The following is a 26,776-nucleotide window of genomic DNA, read 5'->3' as shown; positions in this document are numbered from 1 at the left end:
GATAGCACCATAGGAATTGGAACCACTATCTGCAACGGTTGATTAATATTAACACTTGTTTTCTATTTAACTTTTATCTATAAATTTTAAAAAATAAAAGTGTCCAAAAACACTTATTGTTAACATCAGTCAATAATATTAAAAACCATAAAAAAGCCTGCGATTCGCAGGCTTTCGTCATTCTATTTTCAGTAAAAAACAGAATCAAACTTGGTTATTTACGTCATCATGTTTGGTTTCACGAATTGCCAAGAAAGCTAAAAGTGAAAGAATTGATGCTGCAGTTAGATAATAACCTACTGCGTATAAACCATAAGTTGTTGCAAGTTTTGTCGCGATCAAAGGTGCAAACGATGCGCCTAAAATCCCTGCTAAGTTAAAGGTCAAAGCTGAACCAGTATAACGTACAGAGGTTGGGAAAATTTCAGACAGTACAGTTCCAATCGGACCATAAGTCATTCCCATTAGCCCTAAACCTACACAAAGGAATAAGAACACAACTAGAGTGCTACCAGATTCAAGCATTGATGAGAATACTAAACCGAATAATGCACAGGCTACACAAACACCAATTGAAGTTGCTTTACGACCAAACTTCTCTGCAAATACTGCTGAAAGTGGAATGAATGCAGCGAAACATAGTGTCGCAACCAATTGTAATTCTAGAAATTCTGTACGACTATAACCGAGCTTCGTTGTCCCCCAGTTCAGCGCAAATACAGTAGTTAAATAGAACACCACAAAGGTACACACAGCCGCAATTGTGCCAAGGAATAACATGCCTGAGTGCTTGGTAATCACTTCTTTAAACGGAATGTTCACTTCTTTTTGCTTGTCTAAAACTTTTTGGAATGCAGGGGTTTCATGTAATTTCAAACGAATCCATAAACCAACAATCACCAATGCTGCACTGGCAATAAATGGAATACGCCAGCCCCATTGCATGAAATCTGCTTCAGACATAAATGCACCAAGGGTCAAGAATGAACCTGTAGCGAGAATGAAGCCGATGGGTGCACCGAGTTGAGGGAACATGCCATACCAAGCACGTTTACCTTCAGGCGCATTCTCTGTTGCAAGAAGAACAGCACCAGACCATTCACCACCCAAACCAAGACCTTGACCTAAACGACAAAGTGCAAGTAACAGTGGCGCAGCGAGACCGATTTGATGATAAGTCGGAAGCAAGCCGATACAGACAGTTGAAATACCCATGGTCAATAAAGCGGCTACAAGCGTGGCTTTACGACCAATTCGATCGCCTAAGTGACCAAACAATGCCGCACCAATTGGGCGTGCAATGAATGCAATTGCGAAAGTTGCGAGAGATTGAATGACAGCAGTCGTTGGATCTGTACTTGCAGGGAAGAACAGATGTGGGAAAATAAGGACAGCAGCAGTTGCGTAGATATAAAAATCGAAGAACTCGATTGTTGTGCCAACCAGACTTGCGAAAAGAACGCGAGCTTTGGAATTTGTTTGAATTTCGGGAGTAGCAGTAGTTGATGACGCCATGATAGACCTTACACTTTGAAAAAAGTAAACAATAGTTCTCAAGCGTAATCTTTTTAAAAAAGGCGTAATTTCTTAAAAAAACAACGAAGTAAACTCGATTCCACTCATTCAGGGTCGCTGAATTTTGAATAGCAAAGAATTAAATAACGTAAAGATAGATCGCAAGGAAGTGTGATCCTGCACCAATCAAAACAAAAATATGCCAAATAGCATGGGTATATCTTACTCTTTTTAAGGCATAAAACAATGCACCAATCGTATAAGCTAGACCACCAATGATTAATAATTTTAAAGCTTCGGGTTTTAGAAAGTGTTTCATGTCATCCATCACAAGGACAGCGAGCCATCCCATGACTAAATAAGCGATGAGTGAAACTTTTTCAAAACGATGAATGAAAATTAATTTGAATAGTGTTCCAATCAACGCAATCACCCAAAGTGCAATCAATAAATAATGTGCTTTCGCTGTTGGAATGGCGATGGCTAAAAAAGGGGTATAAGTACCTGCAATCAAATAATAAATCGCAGTGTGATCTAATTTTTTATACCACTGGCGTTTTTTTTCATCGACTGCAAAATGATAAATCGCTGAACTAGAAAATAATAAAATCATACTCAGACCATAAATAATCAGTCCAAAATATTGCCCACTATTTAAATAGCTTCCTTTGATCAGCATAAAAATCGTTGCAATCGCGGCTAATACAGCGCCAAAAGCATGACTCAGCGCATTGATTCTTTCTTCTTGTGGAGCATAGGTGTGGAGCATTTTATTGGTCGGCATAGGATAATTTTCCTCAATTGCGATCCTAAAAGTACACTTGTATATAAATTGCTTTCTATAGTAATCCAGTTTTACCTTTATGATAAGACGTTTTAAAATGGTCAACTGAATTAATGTGAGTTTTGATTATGTCTGATGTTGCGAGCTTGTCCATTCAGGAACAACAATTTTTTGAAAGTGTACAGCAAGCGCTTGATCATCAAAGCTTAGACCGTTTGATTCTGAGTCAATATAAGGGTGAGTTGGCTGATTTAGAAAAAATGACCTTTCGCGTCATTCAACTACAAAATGAATCAGTATTAAGTTGCTTGTATCGCTATAAGACCAATGATGTTACTAAAAATTATCCAATTGCAGCAGCATTAACCACGATTCAAAGTCTTGCAGAACATTGTAAGCAAGCCAATTTATTCACCCATGAAGCCGAAACACAATTAAAGAAAAATAAGAAGAAAGCCTTATTAACCGTCAGTAAAAATAAACAGGCAAGCACTCAGAAAACTGAACAACAAGGGCATGATCGTAGCAAACATCGTTATGTCGATCAAAATAGTTATTTTTTACAACCACTCGGCATTACCGATGCTAAAGCGCAGATTATCCCAAGCATGGCGCGTAAGTGGAAACAGATTAACAAGTTTGTTGAAATATTTTCAGGCGCATTAGAGCAAATTCAACAACATGATCATGCACTTAAAGTGGTTGATTTTGGTTCGGGTAAAGGTTATCTGACCTTTGCCTTATACGATTATTTAGCGAAACACGGTCAAACGCCATTTGTAACAGGTGTTGAGCTGAACGATAAGATGGTCAAGTTTTGCCAAGACGTTGCGCAATCCTCTGATTTTTCTCAATTGGACTTTTTCCAAGGCGATGTGAGAACTTATCATCCTGAACATTTAGACGTAATGATTGCGCTACATGCATGTGATGTGGCAACGGATTTTGCGATTCACACAGGTATTCGCTTAAATGCACAAATGATCATGTGTGCGCCGTGTTGCCATAAAGAATTACGTCCACAATTACAAAGCCCTAAAGTGCTTGCACCGATGTTGCAGTTTGGTATTCATGCAGGGCAACAGGCGGAAATGCTGACCGATACCATTCGCGCTTTATTGCTCAAAGCTTATGGTTATGAAACCAAAGTTTTTGAATTCGTAGCTTTGGAGCATACCAGTAAAAATAAAATGATTTTGGCAACCAAACGCAAAGATTTTACTGAGCCTGACCAAGCTGTTTTAGCGCAAATTCAAGCCTTGAAAGAAATGTACGGTATTCAAAAACAATCTTTAGAATTGTTGCTGAATAATCAATGGGATCAACAAGATATTGGGTGTAAGTGTTAATGAATGAGTCAAAATATCAAATTCAATCAGGATCTTGGACTGAATTAGAACACCATGCAAAACTGATCCGTAGCGAAGTCTTTATTCAAGAACAAAATATTGCTGAACATGATGAATGGGATGCGCAAGATGCAGTGTCACTACATTTCATCGTCTATGATCAAAATCAACCGATTGCCACAGCACGATTATTAGAAAACAACAGTATTGGTCGTGTTGCTGTGCTTAAACTTTATCGTGGTAAAGGGATTGGGCAATTACTCATGCAACAGATTATTCAGGTTGCAAAAGATCAAAAACGTTCGCAATTAAAATTATCTGCACAAGTTTATGCGACAAAATTCTATGAAAATTTAGGTTTTCAATTATCAGGTGAAGAATACCTAGATTGTGGGATTCCACATATCGATATGTCTATGAATATTCTAGAGAATTGAATCTTGTTTTGTAGAAATTCTAAATAATGTCGCAAAATTGGAGAAGCATCGTTCTAAAAATGGCGCTGTTCGTGATTAATTATTTTTATATCTTAGTAAACAGAACGAACTTACCTAAGGATGTAAAACATGAACAAGTCAATTTTAGAAGTATTAACACCTGAGAACTCACAGATCATTTTCATTGATCATCAACCACAAATGGCGTTTGGCGTACAATCGATTGACCGTCAAACATTGAAAAATAACACTGTGGGATTAGCCAAAGCGGCGAAAGCTTTTAATATTCCAACAACGATTACTACAGTAGAAACAGATAGCTTCTCAGGACATACTTATCCTGAACTGTTAGATGTTTTCCCAGACTTACCACTTTTAGAACGTACTTCAATGAACTCTTGGGATGACCAAAAAGTCCGTGATTCTCTCGCTAAAAATAACCGTAAAAAAATTATTGTGTCTGGTCTTTGGACTGAAGTATGTAATCTAACATTTGCTTTAAGCGCACTACATGACACAGATTATGAAATCTACATGGTTGCAGATGCCTCAGGTGGTACAACCAAAGAAGCGCATGATTATGCAATGCAACGTATGATTCAAGCAGGTGTGATTCCTGTAACTTGGCAGCAAGTTTTGCTTGAATGGCAACGTGATTGGGCGAAACGTGATACTTATGATCAAGTGATGGATATTGTCCGTGAACATTCTGGCGCATACGGTATGGGCGTAGATTATGCATACACCATGGTTCATAAAGCACCAGAGCGTACAGCGTCAAAACACGAAGTGATCGCACCTGTTGCAGCGAAATAAAACTATCGAAAGGCATACATCAGTATGCCTTTCTTATTCTAAGCCAATGAAAATAATGACTGAGTTATCGCGACAAAGATGCAGAGGAACTTATGATGTTCATTCAAAAAATAATCAATCAGATGACCACGCAACATTGGGTCTATTATCCAATCGCAATTTTACTGACTTCAGTATTTTGGATCAGTGGATTGACTAAAATCCTTCATTTTGATGTGGCAATGGCTGAAATGGCTCATTTTAATTTACAACCTGCAGCATTATTTGTCAGTATGACGATTCTGGTGCAATTATTAGGTTCATTACTTGTGATTCTCGGTGGTCGCTGGATTTGGTTAGGCGCAGGCGCACTTAGCATATTTACATTAGCAACTATTCCAATTGCCCATCGTTTTTGGGAAATGCCCGCTGAGCAAGGTGCTTTAGATTTAGCTCTTGTACAAGAACATTTTTCACTGATTGGTGGTTTAGTTTTCGCTGTGATTGTGGCTGAATTTTATAAGCGTAAAAATTCACCGAATTATAAGACTTAAATCCATGATATCTATTTGAAAAATTGAATTATATTAAGTTTTTGTTGATTGTTTGGATTAAGTTTTTTAGACAGATTTTCTTTAAAACCTAATTGTAACTATTTGATTTTAAATTCTAAGTTGTTGTTGGTTTTTTATTGGAAATTTACTGGATTAGATGAATATCATTAAGTAATCGTTTATAGTAGAGGCTAATTAAAAAATTTGAACCAAAGCAATTATTAAAATGAACAGCTTAGTCAACAGCATCAATAAAATCTTGGATCAACTTGGACTTACCGCCCAAAAACGTGCCATTCATATCCAATTTACAAATACAGACTTAAACCAACAGGTTTACTTACAACGCATCGACGGACAACACGCGCTGAATCAAGGCGTGTCTGCTGAACTGATTTGCCTATCAACATCTGCAACCATTCCTCTGAAACAATTCATTGGTACACAAGTTGCGATTGACCAAGTGACTGATCAAGGACAACTGTTCCGAACCACAGGCATTATTACCGAAGCAGCTCAAGGGCAAAGTGACGGTTCACTGACGATTTACAAACTCAAACTACAAGATGCCACCTCACTATGGCACAAACGCCGAAACAGCCGTGTGTTTATGAACAAATCGGCAGTTGAAGCCATCGAAACCATCTTTAAAGAATGGCAAGACAAAAGCCCTTTATTCGCATCAAGCCTAAGTCTAGATAAAAGCGGACTAAAAAAAGACTACGACATCCGCCCATTCATCATGCAAAGTAACGAAAGCGATTACGACTTTCTCACTCGTTTAATGCGTAGCGAAGGCATCAATTGGCTGATTGACGAAGCACAATTGCAAGTACTCAATTCAGCAACACAAATCCAAGCCCAAAAACTTCGCCTCATTGATGACAATAGCCAATACAAAGCCCTAGACCGCAGAAATATCCGTTATCACCGTAGCAGTGCCACAGAAAAACAAGACAGCATTACCAGTTTTATCGGACAACGCAGCCTACAACCCACAGCCGTCCACGTCCAACGCTGGCAAGCTGATGCTTTAGAACAAGAAGAAGGCGCAGGCAGTGTCCAAAGCAAACACCAACACAGCAACAACCAAGACAATGCAAGTTTAGGCTTAGAACAAGCATGGCATATCAGCCCTGCATGGATGCAAGACCTCAATGGTGAAGACCAAGCTACAGCATCCAACAACAGCCAAATTGAAAAACTGAATCAAAACCTCAGTGACTACTACAACAGCCAATCCAAACAATTTATTGCCAACTCAACCGTACGCGATGCACAAGTCGGCTACTGGTTCAAATTCACCGAACACCCAGAGATCGACCAACACAGTGGCTCAGATCAAGAATTTCTGATCACCGAAAAAAACTACTACAACCAAAACAACCTACCCAAAGATCTAACAGAACAGATCAACAAACTGCTACAAGAAAGCAATTGGGTACCGAAACATACCCAACAAAGCACAACTCAAAATACAAATAGCACAGACAACACAACAGCAGAACGTCAAGCCAATAGCCTAACAGTACAACGACGCAACATCACCACCGTACCCGAATACAATCCACTCCAACACCGCCCAACAACCCATCCACAACGTGCCAAAGTAGTAGGACCGAGTGGAGAAGAAATCCATGTCGATGAATGGGGGCGTATCAAAGTACGCTTCCTCTTCACTCGAACAGAAGACCATGGACACGATGGTGGTGCAGGAACAAATGACAACGATACTGATTCCGCATGGGTCGATGTCCTTACCCCATGGGCAGGCGAAGGCTACGGTGCAAGATTCCTACCACGTATCGGTGAAATCGTTGTTATCGACTTCTTTGAGGAAACATCGATCGTCCATTTGTCGTAGGACGAATCCACGAAGCCCAACGCAGTCCAACGAAGTTCGATAACAAAGGACAATTGCCAGACACCAAAAAACTCGCGGGCATCCGTTCCAAAGAATACCAAGGTGAAGGCTTTGGACAACTACGTTTTGATGACACCACAGGGCAAATATCCACTCAATTACAAAATAGTCATGGCGCAAGCCAACTCAACCTCGGAAACCTGAGTCATCCTAAAGACAAAGATACCAGTGATGGACGAGGAGAGGGCTTTGAACTCAGAACAGATCAATGGGGTGCAGTACGTGCAGGACAAGGCTTACTCCTAAGTACATACAAACAAGATCAAGTAACAGGTACACACCTCGATGCCAAAGAAGCTAAACAACAACTTGAAAGCAGTCTAAACAACTCAAAAGCCTTAAGCGAAGTTGCGAAGAATCAAAAGACCGATCCACTAGAAGTACTAGAAAACTTAAAACAATTTCTTGATCAAATCGAAAAAGGTGAAAAAGACAAAGCCGATGCATTTAAACAAGCCTTGATGGTACTTGCAGCACCTAATTCGATTGCTTTAGCCACCAATGAAGATATTCATATTTCAGCAGATAAACAAATCAGTCATAGTGCAGGGGAAAGTATCAATATCTCTACGCAGAAATCATTGATTGGTCATGCAAGTTCTAAGATCAGTTTATTTGCAGCGCAAGAGGGTGCAAGGTTTTTTGCAGGGAAAGGTAAAGTTGAGATTCAAGCACAAGGTGATGGTGCAGATTTGATTGCACGTAAAGGTATTCAAATTATTTCAACTGAGGATGTGATTAAATTTAAGAGTCCAAAGGAAATTACACTTACAGCTGGTGGTTCACAACTGAAAATTAACGGTTCAGGTGTGTTTGTCACAACGGGTGCTATGTTTGAGGTGAAAGCGGGGCAGCATAAGTTTATTGGGGGAGGACGTGTAAACGATAAGTTACAATTATTACCATTGTTGAAATTAGACGAAGCAATTGAGAAAAAACTTTTAGTAGATAGTGTAACGAAAAAAATTCTTCCTAATAGGCAAGTCAGAATAATACAAAATAATGATGAAATTGTTTTAACAGAGTCTGATAATTTTGGTTATATAAATGCTCAAACTCAGAATATCAATAATTTAGAAGTCTTACCACAAGAAGGAAAATCTTTTTTATGTGATACTTTAATGAAAGCTGAAGTTTCCTATCAGTTATATGAAAATGAAGTTATATTTGCTGATAGTACCTATAGTGTGCCTGCTGATCAAGCAACAGCACAAAAATATATAGCAAGTGTAACAAGAAAGAATCCTGTATTTGCACAAAGAATCAATGATGAAAAACAAGCAGGATTCCACTTAGATGCAGTACCAGATGTTCCTGTCGGAGCTATTCTAGAAAAAACAGATATTTTAGTGAATAAGTTACGTACATCTGCAACAAAATTAGATGCATTGTTATGGTTTCACAATGAAGCTGGTAATCAAACGACAATTGCTTCTAAGCAAAGAATAATAGATGGAGGATACTTCCCCAAAAAGTTTTTTTATATATTCACTCACGGTGGATTTGATAAGAACGGGCAAGGAATGCTTGAACAAAATACAAATTTGAGAGCAAATAGATATACAACAGATCCAAATTTTGTTTTGGCGACAATAAAGAGAAACGGTTATAAGAATCAAACGATAATGTTGCTAGCATGCCAGCAAGGGAACAGATCAGGCACTAGTATGGGCGAAAAATTATCAAAGCTGAAAGGGGTAGGTACTGTATATGGTCCAACATCATTGACATGGTGGAGAAATACTCCAGAACTTCCGTTCATGGGAGTCTTTCCAAGATTTTTAGGATCAGGGCATGCTAGTAAAATTGTTACTGAGCTTCCCGGAGCATTAAGAGTGTTTAATGTTGCAAATATTCAAACAGGTAAAGTACCAAGCATACCTCCAAATCGTAGTAGTAATAATAATTTAAAAGCAAAATATATAGTGAAATCTGGAGATACTTTATCAAGTATCGCCGCAAAATTTTCAACTACTTGGCAAAGAATTTGTGATGTTAATGGTATACCGTATAGTCGGGCAAATTTAATTAAAGTCGGGCAAAACCTTGATATTCCAATAGGTTAATGTAAATGAAGAGAATTTGTGTATTTTTTTTAATTTTATTATCTTCATGTTCAAAAAATGAAAGTAATATGGAAAACAAAAAACTAGGAGTTGGTATGGAAAAAATTTTAGATAGTAATAAAAATGAATGGGATGCTAAAGAAACAGTATTAGCTTATAATTATTTAGGAGAAAATAATAATATTGAAAATATAAAAAAATTAGATACCTTAGTTGCTAAAAATAACTTAGGTGCTAGGTTGGTGAAATATAAATTAGAGCAGGATTCATTAATGAAGAATAATGAGCCTGTTGACTTATATTATAATGAAATTTATCAATTAGGTATAAGTGGTCAGCCTTTAGCAGCATCTTATGCAGCTACTGATATTAGTGAAGTAAGTGAAATCCAAGAAAGTAAATTAAATTATTTAGATATTATTAAAATCCAAAAAAAATTATTGGAAACAGGAATTAAAGGCGGGGTTTTAGCTAATTTCTCTTTTTATTTAAGTTTATTAACGATGGGAGAAGATGAGGCTAAAAAAAATAATGATAATTGGTTGATTAATAAAAAAATAATTTCTGGATTAAATCTATCTAAGAAGGATAATTCCAATCTTTTTAATACTAGTTTATTTCTAGCAAAAAAAGGTTATGATATATCTCCTATATACTTAATGCAATTTTATAAAGATGGAATAGGTGTTGATAAAGATATTGTTGAAGCTTGTGCTTGGGCTCAGCTAGTACCTAAATATATTAATGATAATGATGTAAAAATTTATAAATTGAACCTTGTTAATTTGATTAAGTCGGAAAAAGATAAAGAATTATGTTTAAATAAATCTGAGATGTATAAGAAAAATATTTTAGGTGCTAATTATGATGAATGGTATAAGGAATTTGGAATTTCATATAATTATGAAGCTGAAAAAATTTTAGAACAGGAAGGAATTAAATTTTAGATAATCTAGTTAAGGCTTTTAAAATTAACTAGTTGGTAAACTGGATTGTCTTTGATAAATTAAAAAAACTAATTATTTAATCATTTGTTTTGAAATGTATTATTATTTTTATGCATTATTAGTGTAATAAGGAAGAGTGAAGAATTTTCGTTATTTTATTTTCATTTAATTTTTAAATGCTTTACTTCACTCATAGTAAATACAACGGAGGATCCTAATAAAATTACTGTCGGGCAATGGTTAAAAATTCCTAGATAGGTATCGAATGAAAAAAGTCAGTTTTTTAGTTTTATCGTTGTTCATATTGGGTTGTAGTGAACCTCAAAATAATGCTGTATCAGAAAATAAGAGAGAAATAAAAGTGGAAGATATAAATTGGTTAGAAAATCAAAATTGGAGTCCAAAACAGACTGAAACCGCAGCTAGTTTTTATCAAGTAACACAATATGATCAGAACAATGATAAAGAGATAAAAATTATTGAAAAAAAAGCTGCACAAAAAGATTTAAATGCAATTTATGCAACTAATGCAGGTAGGGAGTTGGCTGAAATTAATGAGCCATTAACCTACGATGAAAAATTTAAAATATATAAAAAATATTATGAGTTAGCACAAGCTGGTCAAATTAATGCAAAAGTTAAACTTCTTCATTTATATAATGACGAAGAAATGGCGACAGGTGGTACTTCGTTTGATTTATTAAAAAAAATTACTCAATTAGATGATAAGAAAATACAAGATTTAATGAGTAATTACTTTGATCAGACAATCAGCGCTGGACGAAGGGGAGAAATCAAAGAATATATTGCATTTATAATTAATAATAAGCAACTAGAAACAGAAGAGAATTCTTTTGATTTTAACATGTATTTTCAAGATCTAAGGCAAGTAAAAGTATTGAAAAATAAAGATGAAATGAAGAAGTTCTCAAATACTGTGCAACTTGTATTTGATTTAAATCAAGATGGAAATCTAGCTTTTTATTTAATGCAAATTTATGCATTGGATTCTCGTGGAGAGAGTTTGGAAAAAGCCTGTATTTATTCTGAAAAGTTGAAAAATACTGAATATGCAAATGAAAAATTATTTCAAGAAGTCCATCATTTGTTGGAAAAAAATAAAATTGCGTGTGAAAAGAATGGTCTTCAACTTGAATTTGATAAACCAAAATTAAATCAATGGTATGTCGGTTGGGAAAGTTGAAAAAATTATAAACAATATTAGGAATGACTATGCCAAATCTCCAACAACTCTTCACCCAAACCCAAGAAAACTATGAGCTTATTCCTGAGTTTATCGATCAACTACTTGTATCCGATATTTATTGCTTAGGGACTCAAGATAGCGATAACAAATTGCAATTTCGAGTACTTGAAACTCCAGAAGGTGATCAAGCGATTCCATTCTTTTTAGAGTTAGAAATGATTCAGCAAGATATTGGAACAGATGCTGAGTATCTTGTTTTAAATGCCAGAAAACTCTTTGAAATTACCAAGGGGGCAACTTTGGTTTTAAACCCAACATCGAATTTGGTCAAAGAATTTCAAGCTGAAGAAATTACCCAAATTCTAGAAATACACAAGAATGAAGCAGAGTAAATTGAGGTGGTAAAGAGGATATAAATTAGAAAGACTAAGCTTTTAATTTTTCTAACACTTCATCAATTTTTTTAAGACGTTTTACTTCGTCCCATAAGGCTTTGGCTTCAGGATAATGTTTCGACATCATTCCAAGCCATTGCTTATAACGACCCACCATATTCATTTCTTTTTTATATGTACCATTTAAGAAACGAATTTGCAGACCGAGCAATTCATTCCACGTAATTAATGGTTGATCTGTATTTTGGCGGATGCATTGGGTTAAATCAGGTGTGGTTACAGCACCACGACCAATCATGAGATCTTCACAACCAGATTCAAGCTGACATTGCTTGGCATCTGCATTGGTCCAAATCTCACCATTAGCAATCACATTGATTTTTAAAGTTTCACGAATCGGATGCAATAAATCCCAAAAAGCGGGTGGGGTATAACCATCGGCTTTGGTACGCGCATGGACGGTAACCCAAGACGCACCAGCATCTTCGATGGCGTGTGCATTTTCCATCGTGAAATTACGATCAAGATAACCTAAACGCATTTTCGCTGAAACAGGGATATGAGCAGGAACAGCATCACGTACCGCTTTAACCAATTCATAAACCACTTCTGGTTCATCTAAAAGCACTGAACCGCCACGATGACGATTGACTGTTTTGGCAGGACAACCAAAATTCATATCGATCGCAGGTGCGCCGAGTTCAGCAGCACGTACGGCATTGGCAGCCAACATTTCAGGGTTATTTCCTAAAAATTGCACATGTACAGGTGTGCCTGCAGCTGTTTTGCCGTCATTTTTCAGTTCAGGACAATACGTATGGTAGATATGATCAGGCAATACAGAATCCGTCACCCGAATAAACTCAGTTACACACCAGTCAAAACTTCCCACAGACGTAAGAACATCACGCATAATTGGGTCAGTTAAGCCTTCCATTGGTGCAAGGATGAGTTTCAAAGTCACTACCATTGAATCGTAAAAAAGTGCGTTATACGCACTTTTCAATCAACTGTCTAGTTGATTGTGATGATTCAGAACAATACATCTATGATTTATTTTTCCTTAAATGCTCATGTAATGAAAATACGTTTACTGTGTCTCGTCATTTTCCGAAATACATGAAAATTTACAATAGCTGTCATTGCTATGTGTTGAAACAATACCTTCGTAGTTTGGATCCAAATTTTGAATCGGTAAAACGTCTTCGCATTGACGACATTTTTCAGCTGTGAGGGGATTATAATTATCTTTATCATCCTGTTGAGTGTTGACTGGAATATTCATCACAAAATCCTTTTGTATAAAATATAAACACATAATTTAAATAAGACATTAAATGTATTATGTTGAATAAGCAAGAGGAAATAATGAATATATTTAGATGGTTAGCTTTTAATGATAACTAATTTGATTTTGTAGAAAATTTTATCCATAAGTTATCATCATCAAAATGTTCGATATAGAGTTGTATTTGTTGGTGTGGATACATTTGATTTTCACCTAAAATTGCTTTGCAGTCATTATAATTTACTAAACCATAAAAAATTTCACCAAATTGGACAATAACTCCTAGTGGTGGAAAAAAAGAAATACTTGTTTTTATTGATTGATTAATCTGATACTTATTTTTTAAATTTTCCCAATGGATTAAGTACTTTTTGTTAGAAATATTCCACTTATCTTTAAACTGTTCCTGAGAGATAGGGCTGAGTTCATCAATAAAATCTAAAAAGCTACCTTCTGGTAGAAATAAGTGAGCGGGAGTCAGTGGAGAGTTCGTACTGAATATTCCATTTGCTGTTTGAAAAGTTGCCCGTAAACAATATAACTCCTCATCCAATTCACAGAATGTTGTTATATCTTCTTCTTTATCATAATAATAGTAATATGTTTTCACAATTCATTTCCAAATATTAGAAACGGTTTATCGATGTAAAATCATTTCCAACACAAACTTAGAGCCAATAAAGCCGATCGCCAATAAAAAGAAGCCGATAATGGTAAAGCGAATCGCTTTTTGACCACGCCAGCCAAATTTATAATGTCCAATCAATAGCGAACCATAGACAAACCATGACACGATACTGAATGCCGTTTTATGGGCTAAATGTTGTGCGAAAAAGTTATCTATGGTGAAGAAACCAAAGCTTAGAGCAACAGTTAAAAGCACAAAGCCTGTAATTAACATATCAAACAAGAGTGATTCCATCGCTTGATAAGCCGGTAGAAAATTCACCCAAATACGCTTTTTTTGTTTCTTTTTGAGTTCTCGGTTCTGGAACCAAATCAATACGGCTTGAATGGTTGCCATCAGCAACACCGCATACGCAGATAAGGACAAAATAATGTGAATGTCTAAGCCTAAAGAATGCTGTTCAATAAATTGTTTTGATTTACTAAAGCAAAAACCAAGGATTAAACCAAAGGCAGCAACAGGAATGCCGATTAAATTCAATGAAATAACAGGTCGATAAGTGCTATATAACATGCTTAGCAATAACATTAACCCAGAGGTAAATGACATCAAATTAAAGACGTCATAATTAATCCCCAGTGGTGTAAGCATATCGTTATACAGTACACTTGCATGTAAGATCAGTCCTAAGCCAGACATGATGCCGATAAACCACGGGTTTGCAGGACGTTTTGACATTAAATGCATAAACAGATACCAAAATGATGAGGTATAGGCAATTAATGCTAAAATCGTATAAACCAAGGGTAGGCTAATCATGTCAAACCTTTTTCAGGATGATGAATAATCATGTTATAAGATATAAATTCCATGTGAACTACAGTATCCTATAGCATCTTGAGCACAAATTTTCTATTTTAAGAAAGATTTTTTTGCTACTAGCTATTTTAAGCGGATTTTGCAATGTTTGATACCTTAACAGAACGACTCACGCAGAGCCTCAGAAATGTTACTGGCTCTGGGCAGCTCACCGAAGATAATATAAAAGATACCCTACGTGAAGTGCGTATGGCACTTCTTGAAGCCGATGTTGCTTTGCCTGTAACACGTGAATTTATCGCGAAAGTTAAGGAAGAAGCATTGGGTCAGGAAGTGATGACTCAGCTTTCACCAGGTCAGGCTTTTGTGAAGATCGTTTATGACGAACTCACAAAAATGATGGGTGAGGCGAATGAAACACTAGATTTAGCTGCTAAACCACCTGTTGTTATTCTTTTAGCAGGTTTGCAAGGTGCGGGTAAAACCACAACTGCTGCAAAACTTGGTCGTTTCTTAAAAGAACGCCAAAAGAAAAAAGTTGCAATGGTTTCTGCCGACGTTTATCGTCCAGCAGCAATTAAACAGTTACAAACTGTTGCGGGTGAGGTTGGTGTTGATTTCATCGAGTCAGATGCATCTGAAGATCCAATCAAAATTGCACAACGTGCGATTGGTCAAGCGAAGATTAACTTTAACGATGTCTTGATCGTTGATACCGCAGGTCGTTTGCATGTCGATGATGACATGATGGACGAAATCAAAGCATTACATGCAGCGATTGGTCCAACTGAAACCTTATTTGTTGTCGATGCAATGACTGGTCAGGATGCGGCAAATACAGCTAAAGCATTTAATGACGCATTGCCACTGACTGGTGTGATCCTCACCAAAACGGATGGTGATGCACGCGGTGGTGCTGCGCTTTCTGTACGTGCGATTACTGGTAAGCCGATTAAATTCTTAGGTATGGGTGAAAAACTCGATGCCTTAGAGCCATTCCATCCTGAGCGTGTTGCACAACGTATCTTGGGTATGGGTGACGTACTTTCTCTTGTCGAAGAAGTTGAACGTAAGATCGACAAAGAAAAAGCCGAAAAAATGGCGAAAAAATTGCAAAAAGGCGGAAGCTTCAATTTTGAAGATATGCTGATGCAGTTTGAACAAATGAATAAGATGGGCGGTATGATGGGCTTCTTAGACAAGTTGCCTGGCATGAGTAATTCAGGGATTCAAGATGCGATTGCACAAGCGAATCCTGAAAAGCAAGTGAAAAAGATGGAAGCAATCATCCAGTCGATGACCATCAAAGAACGCCGTAACCCAGATTTGATGAATCCGAGTCGTAAAAAACGTATTGCTGCGGGTTGTGGTATGGATGTGGTTGAAGTCAATAAATTGATCAAGCAACATGCGCAAATGGCAAAAATGATGAAGAAATTTGCTAATCCATCAGGTATGGCAAAAATGATGCGTTCATTGAGCGGTATGCAAAAACAATTCGGCGGTGGTGGTGGTATGGGACCATTGTTTGGAAATAACGATAAGAAGTAATAGCTTATAGCTAAAGTTACTCATTTAATTGAATACTTCTATCACAAGAGACGCCCAAGGGCGTCTTTTTTGTTAAATAAAATATATATACATGGTGATTAGTTTCACATATTATTGGATGAGTTTTAATTTGTTTTAATTGTATATAATTGATAAATAAGAAAATATATATGAGAAAAGTTTTTATTGTACATGGTTATAATGCCTCACCGACTGATCATTGGTTTCCGTGGTTGAAGAGGCAGGTGGAATCAATAGGGCATCAATGTGACATACTCTATTTAGAAGATTCTGAACATCCAAAATATGATGCTTGGAAGCAGAATCTTGTTCAACAGATTCAGACCTTAAACGAGGAGGTGATTATCATTGCTCATAGTTTAGGCTGTATCGCCAGTTTAGGATTTTTATCTGAGGTATTAGCAGGAAGAAAGCTTTTTGCATTATTTTTAATTGCAGGCTTTAAGAATAAATTACCCATTTTCCCAGAGCTAAATGTATTTATAGATCAAGCACATTTTGATGAAGCTCAGTTAAGAATGGGCATTCGCCATAGAGTGCTATTTTTTTCAAATAACGATCCTTTTGTGCCTGCACCTTTCAGTATTCAGTTAGGACATTTGATGAATGCCCAAATGGTCGAGGTAAAAAATGCAGGGCATTTCATGGCTTCTGATGGTTATAGTGAGTTTCCACAGCTTTGGGACAAACTATCTGTTTTATTGAAATCAGCACCTTAGCTTATATTCATGTTTTATGATTGTACCCTTGCTGTAGTTTTAGTTTTATCTATGTTTTTAGTTGTATTTATTAAAAAAAATCAGCGGTTTATTTTTATGCTGGTACTAAAATTTTAAGTAACCATCATTTTGTAGATGTCAGTGAAATCAAAAAACTTATGAGAAAAATTATGACCCCCTATAGCAATACGTATATTGCGATAGAGGATTTGGCGAATAGTTTGATTTTTCTGTGTCTTCGTTTTCCAGTATTTTAGTTTTTAGTGGTATCTAACTGTTCATAGATGTTATCAATGACTTTTTGTCGCTCATCTTCATCTTCAATGATATTGCCTTGTTGATCCCAAGCTTTGCCTGAAAGTATTGAAAAATCATAAGGATCAACGATTAGGTCAACCGCTTGTTTGCCAGTTGAATACCACAGCTTATGCGTTTTATGCTCCTCATCAAGTTTATTTTCTAAGGAAGCGAGTTGACCATTGCTGTAGTAAGTTTTAGTCTCACCCACTTCGTCATCATCTGCATATTCAGTCACCATATTGAGTTGACCATTTTTATAATACAGCTCAGATTTGCCCTGTAGCATGTAGTCTTTATAGTGTTCTTTGAACTCTATTTGACCATTGTCATAGTAACCAATCACATCACCATCTGTATATTTACCATCAAAACTATTTAAACCTTTTGGATCTTTAACCCAAAATGGACTGGTTTGAGGTTGACCATTACTTTGGTAGAAGTCTTGTAGTAAGAAGCGACCTTCTTGATCTCGACCCAATAATTTACGGAAATAACCATTTTCAACAGGTGTAAGAGAGTAGCCTTTATCCATAGTTGAACCACAAGCGCATTCTTCTTCGCCTGCATCGGGTGCAAAATAGGCAATAATTGCTTCGGAAGTTACGACCTTGCCTGAAGCAGGTTGTAATGGTGTGCTTTGTAAACTCGTACAGCCCACCATGGTTAAGCTAAGTAAGCATGAGCTCAGGAATAAGGGAAGTTTTTTCATTAGCATTTCTCTTTATGCGCTGTTATGGCATTTATCATTTTTTATCATGAATAAAAAATAGGGCTTTTGAGCCCTGTGTAAATTGTATTTATTTTCAACTATTTTGTCGATTGATATAAAACTGCAAACCTTTGAGTAATAAATCACTTTCAATCTGTGGCTGATATTTTTCAAGAAATTTTGCAAATAAATTGGCATCGCCACCTGTGAGAATCAGTTTACGAGGCTGTTGCTCCATCACTTTTTCAATGGTGCTCAATAATCCTAGAAAGATACCATGATGCACTGCATCAATGGTATTTCTCCCCGGACAAAGCTCTTCAAAAGCAACATCAGGGATTTTAATGCCTTTGGTGTTTTGAATTAGTGAATCACGTTGTAAATAAAGATTTGGCAAAATATAGCCACCAAGATGCTGAAAGCCTTGGGTCAAATCAATGGTCAATGCTGTACCACAACTAATCACACACAGGTCTTCATTGGCATTGGCAACTGCAAGAACTTGAAGCCAACGGTCGATTCCCAATTGTTCAATATGGTCATAACCACATTTTAAACCTGCATATTCGGCATGAACTTTGGCAAAGCTCACTGGAATATCAAGGAGTTTTAGGATTTGGATAATACGTTCATTGTTCTTTTTGTCTTGAACCGATGAAATACCGACTTTATCTAAATTTAGACTACGGAAATGTTGGATTAAACCGAGCAAGAGATCAGCAGGGGATTGTAAGTGTAATTCCGCAGCTTGTTCTATGATTTGGTCATTTTCAGTGATCCAATATTTAAGTCGGGTATTTCCAATATCTAACCAAAGTGCTTTCATTTGCGTACCTAAATGTCTTTATTATTTTTTATCTGTGGATGATTCGATCAAACGTAAACGCCCTTGATAAACATTCACTGAACCATTTGCTGTCATTAAGTTGACTGAGCCATCATCATGAATCCCTTTGAAAATGCCTTCAACTGAATCGTTGATTTGTTCAAAATGCACCGCTTGATCAAGAAATGCCGCGTAGTGGTTAAAACGTGCAGCGAGGTTGTAGCAACCATGATTAAACCATTGTCCAGCCTGTTGAATGGCAAGATAAAGTTCACTGATCATTTGGATACGATTCGGATATTGCACACCCAATTGCACAACTGACGTGGCTTGTTGGCTGACGTCTTGCTCAGGAATGGGCAATAAATTTATGCCTACCCCGACAATCGCTTGATTGGGGGAAATTGGCTCTACTAAGATGCCGCCCCATTTTCCTTGTGTGCTGTAAAGGTCATTGGGCCATTTAATTTGCAGATTGGTTAAATGCTTCAGGGATGGCATTTGTAAGATATTTAAGGCAATTTCTAGTGCTAAACGTCCATCAATGGGTGTTCGAGTTTCAAGCAATGTGCTTAAATAAATATTCCCGATCGGGGAAACCCATTCCCTTTGGTGCTGACCTCGTCCCTGCGTCTGTGTTTCACTACAGACCAGCACCGTGTTTACACCGCTCTGAGCAATATCACGGACATCATCATTGGTTGATGTTGTGGTCTGTTTTAATAACAGAATTTCAGGAAGTTGGTTGGCTTCTGTAAGCAGTTGTCTAAGATGACGAGTCTCTAAATCCATGTTGAATCTGAGAAATGTAAAGGAACATTTATGGAGTTAATCATATATCTAGGTATTGGTGCAATCGCTGGATTTGCCGCAGGACTATTTGGTGTGGGTGGTGGATTAATTATTGTACCGATTCTCTATGTGGTTTTTACTCAAATGGGCTATGACCCAAGTGTGATTATGCATATGGCTCTGGGCACTTCACTGGCAACGATTATTGTTACTTCGATCAGTTCTGTATCCGCGCATCATAAAAAAGGCGCAGTACTTTGGAATGTGTTTAAGAATCTCGCACCAGGCTTAGTGATTGGTTCATTTATTGGAGCTGGTGTTGCTGATATTTTGTCAGGACAGCATTTACAACTCATTATCGGAGCATTTGCGCTGTGGGTGGCTTTTAAAATGTTTAAAGGTGCAAATGTTCAAGTGGATGAATCTAAACATTTACCTTCTGCACCGATGCAAATGATGGCTGGTGGTGGAATTGGGATTGCTTCTGCTATTTTTGGGATCGGTGGTGGTAGTTTGACTGTGCCGTATTTAAATAAAAATGGTGTGGTGATGCAAAAAGCCGTTGCGACTTCTGCTGCATGTGGTTTACCGATTGCAATCGCAGGCGCGCTTGGTTTTATGTTCTTTGGTTCGCAAGAATCCACTGAAATTAAAAATGCGATTGGTTATGTGCATATTTATGCATTTATTGGCATTAGCGTCATGAGTTTTATTACGGCAAAATTTGGGGCAAAAGTTGCACATAAATTATCTCCAGCAATGTTGAAAAAGTGTTTTGCAGGCTTGCTGACAGTAGTAGGTTGTTATTTTATTTTGAAAGGTGTGATGCCGTTTTTTTAGATGGAAAATTTGTGGTTATTGGATTGTTATGCTTTAATTATATTTTAGTATAATTAAACTTTTAATAACAATAGGTTGTAAAACTGATCATGGAGGGATTGTTGCAGAAACAGATCCTTCTTTCCAAATTGAAGGAAAGCCAGTTCATTTAGAAGGGATGAAACATTTTTGCCCTAAGTGTAAAAAAGTTGTGTCAGCTGTTTCTTTGGGTAAAAGTTTTTTAGTTGTTGGTTCTAAAACAATTATTATGGCAGGCGATAAAACTACATGTGGAGCAACTTTCTTACCTCAACAGAGTTTAGTTGTACGAGATGCAGGGAGCGGTTCTGGAAAAGGGAATGCTACGAGTTCTTCTTTTGTAGCTAATAAAAAGTATTCAGGCCAATATCAATTAATCAATGAATTAGATGGGCAACCTTATAAAAATCTTAAATACATAATTACTTATGATGATGGTCATACAGTTGAGGGCATTACCAACGAAGATGGAATGACTGAAAAATTAGCAGATCGTGATCAACCAAATACTATTACAATTCAAACGGCTGAGGATGAGGGATGGTAGATTTACATAGTGGTAAAACTGTTCAAGGTGGTACAGTTCAAAAAGTGAATGTTAAACTACCTATTCGTTTAGTTCTTTACGGTGGTGCTAGAATCCTAGGTGATAATGGATCTTTTTATAATGCTTCTAAGAATGTAATAGCTGATTATAAAAATGATTTACCTGTTAAATCTTATTTTATATCTAAAGGTATGTTGCAGCTCGTTGAGCATATTAACTCTCAGCCTACAAATACAATTCAGTCCTTGGATATTTTCTGTCATGGATCTGAGTTAGGACTTTATTCAGTTATAGATGCTTCTATGAGTAAGTCGATGACCTATGAATATGGTCAAGAAAATAACTTAGCTTCAAATATTTACCGTAATTCTTTTACTAAACTCTCACAGTATGAATTGTTTGGTGGCGCAAATTGGAGTAATTGTCCTATTTTATCTGATATTAATTTTAATGTTTTTACGAATGAATCTAAAATCGAAATACATGGATGTAATACAGCAATTGATGGGGATGAAGATTCTTTTAGTGCACTGATTTCTTTACATCTGTTTAGATCAGGAAAAACAAAAAGTGTTGTTATTGGTCACACAGATTATACTGTTCCAAATCGAGGCGGTACAAAAGAAATATCTGAACAAGACTACAGGCATGGTCAGCGTGCAATTTTCCATAATGGTAAGTTAAGATTTAAAACAAGAGCGGAAGGTAGAATAGCTACTTCTTTAATTAAAAAAATTGTGGGAAGTTAAATGGAAAGTTATAGTTATTGGATTACAGTTTACTCTTTTGTTTTTTCAATTTTAATTGCTTCTTTAAGTTTAAATTCTATTTTTTTTATTAAAGATAAAATTAATAGAATCTTGGCATTTATAAGTTTTTCAGGGTTATATTCTTTAATACTCAGCTATTTTTTTGCGAAATCTTGGATGGGGTATTTAGAACAAAATTTTGTATATAAATTTATATATGAAGGTTTTAGTTCACATTTATTTCATGGAAATTTTTACTTAATTTTCTCATTAATCATTTTTATTATCCTTGTGATTAGATTATTTATGACTCGATATAAAAAAGTCATGCTTAAGTAAATGCCCAATATTGATAGTTTTGACATTTTTCTCCTTACTGCTAGGCTTTCGATACTGACTTTTGTTATGGGAATGATTGTTTTTATTTTTCCTAATCTTGTGAGGTGGATGCCTTTATTTAAAAATATAACTAGAAAAAATTCTTTATGGGTATTTGCTTTAGCCATCATATTGTTCTGTATTAGTATATTTTTAATACCAGAAGGGTTTCCATAACGTGCTTTGTGAAAATACTTTAATTTCATGGTATTAGATGTCAATTTGTATTGCAGTTATCAAGATGGAGCTTTTAGAAAAGACACTAACCATCGCTTTTTTATTTTTCACTAACATTCTTTTTTAAAATCAAAATTGACCTAAAATGCTTTAAAATTGTCTGACAATGTCATGGATTTGATCGAGCTAAATCGAGTAAAACTTAAAATATGACAATTAAGTATGTCTATGCTTTTGTGAAAAATAAAAAATCAAAAAGGAGATATGCATTTGGAAGAAGTGGATAGCCTCTCGGAACAAATTGCCAAACATATTAGCGAACAAATTATTAGTGGCGAGTTGGTGGAAGGGGAACGCATACAAGAACTACGTATCGCCAAAGAACTGGATGTCAGTCGAGGCTCGGTGCGCGAAGCGCTATTGCTTTTAGAAAGAACCCACCTGATAGAAATCTATCCACGCCGTGGCGCGATTGTTTCCGAAATGTCAGCACAGCAAGTTCGTGCGTTATTTGATACCAGTGCATTACTCCTTGGGCAAATCGTTTCACGTATGAGTGAAACGTGGCGCAATCATGAAGCCGAAGCCATTCAAAATATGATGAATCATCTGGTCGAACAGGTGAAACAAGGCAATACCGAAAAATTCTACGATGGTATCTTCCAATTTCTTTCAGAACAGCAAGATATGGTGGGAAATCCATACTTGATGAAGTTTTATAAAGAATTACTGCCATCTTTGCGCAGAAGTTATTTTTTAACGCTAAATACTTCAAGACGTGAGCTTCAAGAAGCATTAGAATTGCTGAAGTTAGTGATTGATGCAATTTTAATCCGAAAATCACAACAAGCTACTTTATTTATGGAAGATTTTTGTCGACACTTGCGTAACTTAGTGTTGGAATCTCTGACACGGATGAAACAAATCGAACTCGCTTGGGCGCGGAGATCGCGTCGCTAAGTAGCGTTAGCAAGTAACTAGGACATTATGCGTTTAAGCAGCTTAAAACTTTCAGGCTTCAAATCGTTTGCCGATAGTACAACATTACAATTCAAAGATAACCGTACAGCGGTGGTTGGTCCAAATGGCTGTGGTAAATCCAATGTGATTGATGCCATTCGTTGGGTTATGGGGGAGTCCAGTGCGCGTCAACTTCGTGGTGGCAGCATGCAAGATGTTATTTTTACAGGAACGGCAAAACGTAAACCTGTGGGAATGGCAAGTGTAGAACTTCGTTTTGAGAATACTTACGGTAAACTGGGTGGCGCATACAATGCCTATAGCGAATTAGCTGTACGCCGTCAGGTCAATCGTGATGGTAAATCTGAATATTTTCTCAATGGCACCAAATGCCGTCGCCGTGATATTACCGATATTTTTCTGGGGACAGGTTTAGGACCACGTTCATACGCGATTATTGAACAAGGCATGATTAACCGTTTGGTCGATGCCAAACCTGAAGAAATGCGGGTTTTCATCGAAGAAGCGGCAGGGGTTTCTCGTTACCAAGCCCGTCGTCGTGAAACGCTACAACATTTAGAACACACTACGCAAAATCTAGATCGTTTAGAAGATATTGCGTCAGAATTAAAATCACAGCTTAAAACGCTTAAACGTCAGTCTGAATCTGCGGTTCTATACAAAACCTTAGAAACTGAAATTCGTACTCTAAAAATCGAAATTCTATCGTTCCAATGTGAGCGTAGTTCTCGTTTACAAGAAGAATATACAGTTGAAATGAATGAGCTAGGTGAGCATTTCAAACTGGTTCGTTCTGACATGAGTACCTTGGAACATGATTTAACATCGACCAATGAATTGTTCCAACGCCTCATTCAACAGTCCACACCTTTGCAAAATGAATGGCAACAGGCTGAGAAAAAGCTTTCTGAATTGAAAATGACTTTGGAGCAAAAACAAAGTTTGTTCCAACAAAATTCAGAAGCATTGAGTAATTTTGAACAGCAAAAAATTCAGACTAAAGAAAAGATTCAATTGATTGAATTGCAATTGGATACTTTGCATAATCAATTGGAACAGCAGTCTGAGCAATTACATAGTTCTGAATCCGAAACTCAGCAACGTAGCCAAGCGTTTAGTGATGTAAAAGCACAGCAACTCCAAGCGCAACAACAATATGAACACGTCAAAGTTCAGGTTGAAAAGCAACAACAACAAAAAGCGCAAATGCAGGCGCAGATTGAACAGCTTGCTAAAAATGTGGCACGAATCGAACAACAAAAAGACACTCTAAAGACCCAAGCGACACAGATTCAAAATCAGTTCCAAACTGAAGATCTAAGTCAACTTGAGCAAGAGAAGTCATCTACGCAACAACAGATTGTGCAATTGGAACAAAAACTAACGGATGCCAAAGCACAGTTAGAACAATTCCAAGAGCAGATTAATCAACAGAAAGCGCAGATTTCAAGTTTGAAATCTGAAGTACAAGTGTTGCTATCTGAACAGAAAAACTTGAATCAACTCATGGCGAAAAGTGCAGTGAAAACGGATTTCAATGCTGTGCAATTGATGCAAGTATTGAAGTTGAATGCACAAGGCAAAGAACATGCTGCATTGATTGAGAAGTTTTTAGCGAAATGGCTTTCTGCACAAATCATCGATTCAGGGGCGACATTTACCGAAAGCATCGCACGTCAGCTCAAAACATTTGATTCACTAGATAAGATTCAGCTGAATGGCTTGCCATGTTTGGCAGATTGGATTGAATCTCCGCAATATTCACTGTGGAATCAAGTGGCGATTGTCGAAAATCTTGCTGATGCATTGGCAATTCAAAACCAATTAAAAGCAGGGCAAAGTCTGCTCAGTCTAGATGGTTATCACATCGGGCAAGATTGGGTCATCGGTCTATATTTCGATGAATCTAGCCAAGCGGCTCAAGGCGCATTGAGCCATCGTATTCGCTTAGAAGAAATTGAAGCACAACTGGCAAATTTACAGCCTCAGTTACTTGAAGCTGAAAGTGTTTTACCGCAATTAAATCAGCAAATTGCTGATATTCAAAAGCAGATTCAAGCAGATCAAGATACACTGAAAAATCAGCAAAAGAATCTACAACAATTCGATGTGCAAATTGCCAAACAGCAAAGTGCTTCACAAGCTTTTGAGTTGCAAAAAGTTCAGTTAAACAGCCAATTACAACAATTGGATGAGCAACTTGAAGAAGATGCAATGCAGAAAGATGATCTTGAAATCGACATGCATTCGGTCATTCTCAAACTTGAGCAAAATTTACCTGAATACAAGGCTTTGCAATATCAGCTTGATGAGTTAAATGAACAGGTTGAAGCGCAACAACAGCAATTGCAGTTGAAGCAACAAGATTTTGAAACCACACGTCGTTTGGCTGAACAGAATAAGCAGCAAATTGAATTATTGGAAAAAGATTTAACTTTCTCGAAAGCACAATATCAGCAAATCATTGCGCAAATGGAACAAGCAAAGAAATTTGTCGATCCGATTCAGTTGGAATTGCCAAGTTTAGAATCACAATTTTCTGAGCAATCACAACAAACTGAGAAGCTGCAAAAGACATGGTCTGAATGGCAAGTTGAATTGAACAATGTTCAATCGAAACAGCAACAACTGACAGAAATGCGTCATTTACATCAACAAAATGATGAGCAATTACGAACCAAGTTAGAAGAAAAACGCTTGTCATGGCAATCAGCCAAATCGGATTTACAGCATTATTCTGATCAACTCAAAGAAATGAATGCTGAGATCAAACAAGGTGTGGTGATTGATTTACCTGCGCATCAAGAAAAGTTTGAAAAAGCACAGCGTCAGTTTGAAAAATTGGGTGCAGTGAATTTAGCGGCTTCGGAAGAATATGAAGAGGTTTCTAAGCGTTTTGATGATTTAAGTCATCAAATGCAAGATCTGGAAAATACTGTTGGGCAACTCAAAGATGCCATGAAGACCATTGACCAAGAAACCAAAAAATTATTTATGGGCACTTTTGATCGCGTCAATTCAGAATTGAAAGTGTTGTTCCCGAAAGTATTTGATGGTGGTGAAGCAAGTTTAAGCTTGGAAGATGATTGGCAATCAGGCGTCAAATTAATGGCTCGTCCACCTGGTAAGAAAAATAGCTCATTGGCTTTATTGTCTGGTGGTGAAAAAGCATTGACGGCATTGGCATTGGTCTTTGCAATTTTCCGTCTAAATCCTGCACCATTTTGCGTTTTGGACGAAGTTGATGCGCCATTAGACGATGCAAACGTCGGTCGGTTTTGTAATTTGGTAAAAGAGCTTTCTGATCAGGTTCAATTCATTTACATTACACATAATAAAGTTGCAATGACGATGGCAACCGATTTGCTAGGGGTGACGATGCCTGAGCCAGGCACATCAAAACTCGTCACTGTGAATTTGGAAGAGGCAAGAGAATACGGTTTAGCCGCGGAGTCGTAGT

23 protein-coding genes and 1 pseudogene are annotated in these 26,776 nt (G+C 36.9%); 15 read left to right on the top strand and 9 right to left on the bottom strand.

The annotated features are described in order from the left end of the window. Positions 1 to 204: 204 nt before the first annotated feature. Positions 205 to 1,515, bottom strand: a complete 1,311-nt coding sequence (locus BEN71_RS15665; RefSeq protein WP_068975164.1) for an MFS transporter — start codon at positions 1,513 to 1,515, stop codon at positions 205 to 207. Positions 1,516 to 1,654: 139 nt separating this feature from the next. Continuing rightward, the gene (gene trhA / locus BEN71_RS15660; protein WP_068975163.1) at positions 1,655 to 2,299 is read right to left on the bottom strand and encodes a PAQR family membrane homeostasis protein TrhA; all 645 of its coding nucleotides are present in this window, start codon (positions 2,297 to 2,299) and stop codon (positions 1,655 to 1,657) included. A gap of 128 nt (positions 2,300 to 2,427) precedes the next feature. Here trhA and BEN71_RS15655 point away from each other — a divergent pair, with 128 nt between their 5' ends. From BEN71_RS15655 to BEN71_RS15615, 8 genes and pseudogenes are all read left to right on the top strand, one after another. Beyond that, a complete protein-coding gene (locus tag BEN71_RS15655) occupies positions 2,428 to 3,648 on the top strand; it encodes a class I SAM-dependent methyltransferase (protein WP_068975162.1) in 1,221 nt (406 codons plus the stop codon). Next, positions 3,648 to 4,085: a GNAT family N-acetyltransferase gene (locus BEN71_RS15650; protein WP_068975161.1), complete on the top strand. Its 438-nt coding sequence runs from the start codon at positions 3,648 to 3,650 to the stop codon at positions 4,083 to 4,085. The genes BEN71_RS15655 and BEN71_RS15650 overlap by 1 nt, the downstream gene beginning before the upstream one ends. A gap of 129 nt (positions 4,086 to 4,214) precedes the next feature. Continuing rightward, positions 4,215 to 4,901 carry a hydrolase gene (locus BEN71_RS15645; protein WP_068975160.1) on the top strand — a complete coding sequence of 229 codons (687 nt, stop codon included), beginning with the start codon at positions 4,215 to 4,217 and terminating at the stop codon, positions 4,899 to 4,901. Between the two features lie 95 nt (positions 4,902 to 4,996). Continuing rightward, the gene (locus BEN71_RS15640) at positions 4,997 to 5,434 is read left to right on the top strand and encodes a DoxX family protein (RefSeq protein ID WP_227542620.1); all 438 of its coding nucleotides are present in this window, start codon (positions 4,997 to 4,999) and stop codon (positions 5,432 to 5,434) included. Between the two features lie 226 nt (positions 5,435 to 5,660). Continuing rightward, positions 5,661 to 8,234, top strand: a pseudogene (locus BEN71_RS15635) (type VI secretion system Vgr family protein); the annotation flags it as partial. A 1,258-nt stretch (positions 8,235 to 9,492) separates the two neighbouring features. Beyond that, positions 9,493 to 10,371 carry a hypothetical protein gene (locus BEN71_RS15625; RefSeq protein WP_068974135.1) on the top strand — a complete coding sequence of 293 codons (879 nt, stop codon included), beginning with the start codon at positions 9,493 to 9,495 and terminating at the stop codon, positions 10,369 to 10,371. Between the two features lie 265 nt (positions 10,372 to 10,636). After that, positions 10,637 to 11,575: a hypothetical protein gene (locus BEN71_RS15620; RefSeq protein ID WP_068974134.1), complete on the top strand. Its 939-nt coding sequence runs from the start codon at positions 10,637 to 10,639 to the stop codon at positions 11,573 to 11,575. A 29-nt stretch (positions 11,576 to 11,604) separates the two neighbouring features. Then, on the top strand, positions 11,605 to 11,970 hold the full coding sequence (locus BEN71_RS15615; RefSeq protein ID WP_068974133.1) for an SseB family protein: 366 nt from the start codon (positions 11,605 to 11,607) through the stop codon (positions 11,968 to 11,970). Positions 11,971 to 12,004: 34 nt separating this feature from the next. Here the strand turns inward: BEN71_RS15615 and BEN71_RS15610 are convergent, their stop codons facing one another. The 4 genes from BEN71_RS15610 to BEN71_RS15595 form a co-directional block, all read right to left on the bottom strand. Further along, positions 12,005 to 12,931, bottom strand: coding sequence for a tRNA dihydrouridine synthase (locus BEN71_RS15610; RefSeq protein WP_193925015.1), 927 nt, complete (start codon positions 12,929 to 12,931; stop codon positions 12,005 to 12,007). Positions 12,932 to 13,063: 132 nt separating this feature from the next. Then, positions 13,064 to 13,258 (bottom strand): hypothetical protein, encoded by a 195-nt coding sequence (locus BEN71_RS15605; RefSeq protein WP_068974132.1) that lies wholly within the window; start codon positions 13,256 to 13,258, stop codon positions 13,064 to 13,066. Between the two features lie 118 nt (positions 13,259 to 13,376). Next, positions 13,377 to 13,871 (bottom strand): hypothetical protein, encoded by a 495-nt coding sequence (locus BEN71_RS15600; protein ID WP_068974131.1) that lies wholly within the window; start codon positions 13,869 to 13,871, stop codon positions 13,377 to 13,379. A gap of 27 nt (positions 13,872 to 13,898) precedes the next feature. Further along, on the bottom strand, positions 13,899 to 14,708 hold the full coding sequence (locus tag BEN71_RS15595) for a cytochrome C assembly family protein (protein WP_068974130.1): 810 nt from the start codon (positions 14,706 to 14,708) through the stop codon (positions 13,899 to 13,901). A 144-nt stretch (positions 14,709 to 14,852) separates the two neighbouring features. Between BEN71_RS15595 and ffh the strand changes: the two genes are divergently transcribed. Beyond that, positions 14,853 to 16,259, top strand: a complete 1,407-nt coding sequence (ffh, locus tag BEN71_RS15590) for a signal recognition particle protein (RefSeq protein ID WP_068974129.1) — start codon at positions 14,853 to 14,855, stop codon at positions 16,257 to 16,259. A 170-nt stretch (positions 16,260 to 16,429) separates the two neighbouring features. After that, positions 16,430 to 16,999: an RBBP9/YdeN family alpha/beta hydrolase gene (locus BEN71_RS15585; protein ID WP_068974128.1), complete on the top strand. Its 570-nt coding sequence runs from the start codon at positions 16,430 to 16,432 to the stop codon at positions 16,997 to 16,999. Between the two features lie 253 nt (positions 17,000 to 17,252). Here BEN71_RS15585 and BEN71_RS15580 read toward each other — a convergent pair whose 3' ends face one another. From BEN71_RS15580 to BEN71_RS15570, 3 genes are all read right to left on the bottom strand, one after another. Further along, positions 17,253 to 18,008: a toxin-antitoxin system YwqK family antitoxin gene (locus BEN71_RS15580; RefSeq protein WP_068974127.1), complete on the bottom strand. Its 756-nt coding sequence runs from the start codon at positions 18,006 to 18,008 to the stop codon at positions 17,253 to 17,255. 94 nt (positions 18,009 to 18,102) lie between these two features. Beyond that, complete coding sequence (locus BEN71_RS15575; protein WP_068974126.1) at positions 18,103 to 18,834, bottom strand: type III pantothenate kinase; 732 nt, start codon at positions 18,832 to 18,834, stop codon at positions 18,103 to 18,105. Positions 18,835 to 18,855: 21 nt separating this feature from the next. After that, positions 18,856 to 19,626 (bottom strand): biotin--[acetyl-CoA-carboxylase] ligase, encoded by a 771-nt coding sequence (locus tag BEN71_RS15570; RefSeq protein WP_068974125.1) that lies wholly within the window; start codon positions 19,624 to 19,626, stop codon positions 18,856 to 18,858. A 30-nt stretch (positions 19,627 to 19,656) separates the two neighbouring features. Here BEN71_RS15570 and BEN71_RS15565 point away from each other — a divergent pair, with 30 nt between their 5' ends. From BEN71_RS15565 to smc, 5 genes are all read left to right on the top strand, one after another. Further along, complete coding sequence (locus tag BEN71_RS15565; protein ID WP_068974124.1) at positions 19,657 to 20,466, top strand: sulfite exporter TauE/SafE family protein; 810 nt, start codon at positions 19,657 to 19,659, stop codon at positions 20,464 to 20,466. A 49-nt stretch (positions 20,467 to 20,515) separates the two neighbouring features. Beyond that, entirely contained in the window at positions 20,516 to 21,031 is a 516-nt protein-coding gene (locus BEN71_RS15560; protein WP_319922648.1) for a PAAR domain-containing protein, read from the top strand. Continuing rightward, positions 21,025 to 21,780, top strand: coding sequence for a hypothetical protein (locus tag BEN71_RS15555; protein ID WP_068974122.1), 756 nt, complete (start codon positions 21,025 to 21,027; stop codon positions 21,778 to 21,780). Before BEN71_RS15560 ends, BEN71_RS15555 begins: the two co-directional genes overlap by 7 nt. 819 nt (positions 21,781 to 22,599) lie before the next feature. Further along, on the top strand, positions 22,600 to 23,295 hold the full coding sequence (locus BEN71_RS15540; RefSeq protein ID WP_068974120.1) for a GntR family transcriptional regulator: 696 nt from the start codon (positions 22,600 to 22,602) through the stop codon (positions 23,293 to 23,295). 27 nt (positions 23,296 to 23,322) lie between these two features. Then, complete coding sequence (gene smc / locus BEN71_RS15535; protein WP_068974119.1) at positions 23,323 to 26,775, top strand: chromosome segregation protein SMC; 3,453 nt, start codon at positions 23,323 to 23,325, stop codon at positions 26,773 to 26,775. Position 26,776 lies beyond the last annotated feature (1 nt).

It is taken from the genome of Acinetobacter wuhouensis, from assembly GCF_001696605.3.
Taxonomy (GTDB): Bacteria; Pseudomonadota; Gammaproteobacteria; order Pseudomonadales; family Moraxellaceae; genus Acinetobacter; species Acinetobacter wuhouensis.
This window is presented reverse-complemented; position numbering and strand designations above follow the sequence as displayed.

What these genes read in the sequence shown, in the direction of transcription:
- BEN71_RS15665 (WP_068975164.1), bottom strand. Translation starts at nt 1,515, where the DNA reads ATGGCGTCATCAACTACTGCTACTCCCGAAATTCAAACAAATTCCAAA.
- trhA (WP_068975163.1), bottom strand. Translation starts at nt 2,299, where the DNA reads ATGCCGACCAATAAAATGCTCCACACCTATGCTCCACAAGAAGAAAGA.
- BEN71_RS15655 (WP_068975162.1), top strand. Translation starts at nt 2,428, where the DNA reads ATGTCTGATGTTGCGAGCTTGTCCATTCAGGAACAACAATTTTTTGAA.
- BEN71_RS15650 (WP_068975161.1), top strand. Translation starts at nt 3,648, where the DNA reads ATGAATGAGTCAAAATATCAAATTCAATCAGGATCTTGGACTGAATTA.
- BEN71_RS15645 (WP_068975160.1), top strand. Translation starts at nt 4,215, where the DNA reads ATGAACAAGTCAATTTTAGAAGTATTAACACCTGAGAACTCACAGATC.
- BEN71_RS15640 (WP_227542620.1), top strand. Translation starts at nt 4,997, where the DNA reads ATGTTCATTCAAAAAATAATCAATCAGATGACCACGCAACATTGGGTC.
- BEN71_RS15625 (WP_068974135.1), top strand. Translation starts at nt 9,493, where the DNA reads ATGGAAAACAAAAAACTAGGAGTTGGTATGGAAAAAATTTTAGATAGT.
- BEN71_RS15620 (WP_068974134.1), top strand. Translation starts at nt 10,637, where the DNA reads ATGAAAAAAGTCAGTTTTTTAGTTTTATCGTTGTTCATATTGGGTTGT.
- BEN71_RS15615 (WP_068974133.1), top strand. Translation starts at nt 11,605, where the DNA reads ATGCCAAATCTCCAACAACTCTTCACCCAAACCCAAGAAAACTATGAG.
- BEN71_RS15605 (WP_068974132.1), bottom strand. Translation starts at nt 13,258, where the DNA reads ATGAATATTCCAGTCAACACTCAACAGGATGATAAAGATAATTATAAT.
- BEN71_RS15595 (WP_068974130.1), bottom strand. Translation starts at nt 14,708, where the DNA reads ATGATTAGCCTACCCTTGGTTTATACGATTTTAGCATTAATTGCCTAT.
- ffh (WP_068974129.1), top strand. Translation starts at nt 14,853, where the DNA reads ATGTTTGATACCTTAACAGAACGACTCACGCAGAGCCTCAGAAATGTT.
- BEN71_RS15585 (WP_068974128.1), top strand. Translation starts at nt 16,430, where the DNA reads ATGAGAAAAGTTTTTATTGTACATGGTTATAATGCCTCACCGACTGAT.
- BEN71_RS15580 (WP_068974127.1), bottom strand. Translation starts at nt 18,008, where the DNA reads ATGAAAAAACTTCCCTTATTCCTGAGCTCATGCTTACTTAGCTTAACC.
- BEN71_RS15575 (WP_068974126.1), bottom strand. Translation starts at nt 18,834, where the DNA reads ATGAAAGCACTTTGGTTAGATATTGGAAATACCCGACTTAAATATTGG.
- BEN71_RS15570 (WP_068974125.1), bottom strand. Translation starts at nt 19,626, where the DNA reads ATGGATTTAGAGACTCGTCATCTTAGACAACTGCTTACAGAAGCCAAC.
- BEN71_RS15565 (WP_068974124.1), top strand. Translation starts at nt 19,657, where the DNA reads ATGGAGTTAATCATATATCTAGGTATTGGTGCAATCGCTGGATTTGCC.
- BEN71_RS15555 (WP_068974122.1), top strand. Translation starts at nt 21,025, where the DNA reads ATGGTAGATTTACATAGTGGTAAAACTGTTCAAGGTGGTACAGTTCAA.
- BEN71_RS15540 (WP_068974120.1), top strand. Translation starts at nt 22,600, where the DNA reads ATGCATTTGGAAGAAGTGGATAGCCTCTCGGAACAAATTGCCAAACAT.
- smc (WP_068974119.1), top strand. Translation starts at nt 23,323, where the DNA reads ATGCGTTTAAGCAGCTTAAAACTTTCAGGCTTCAAATCGTTTGCCGAT.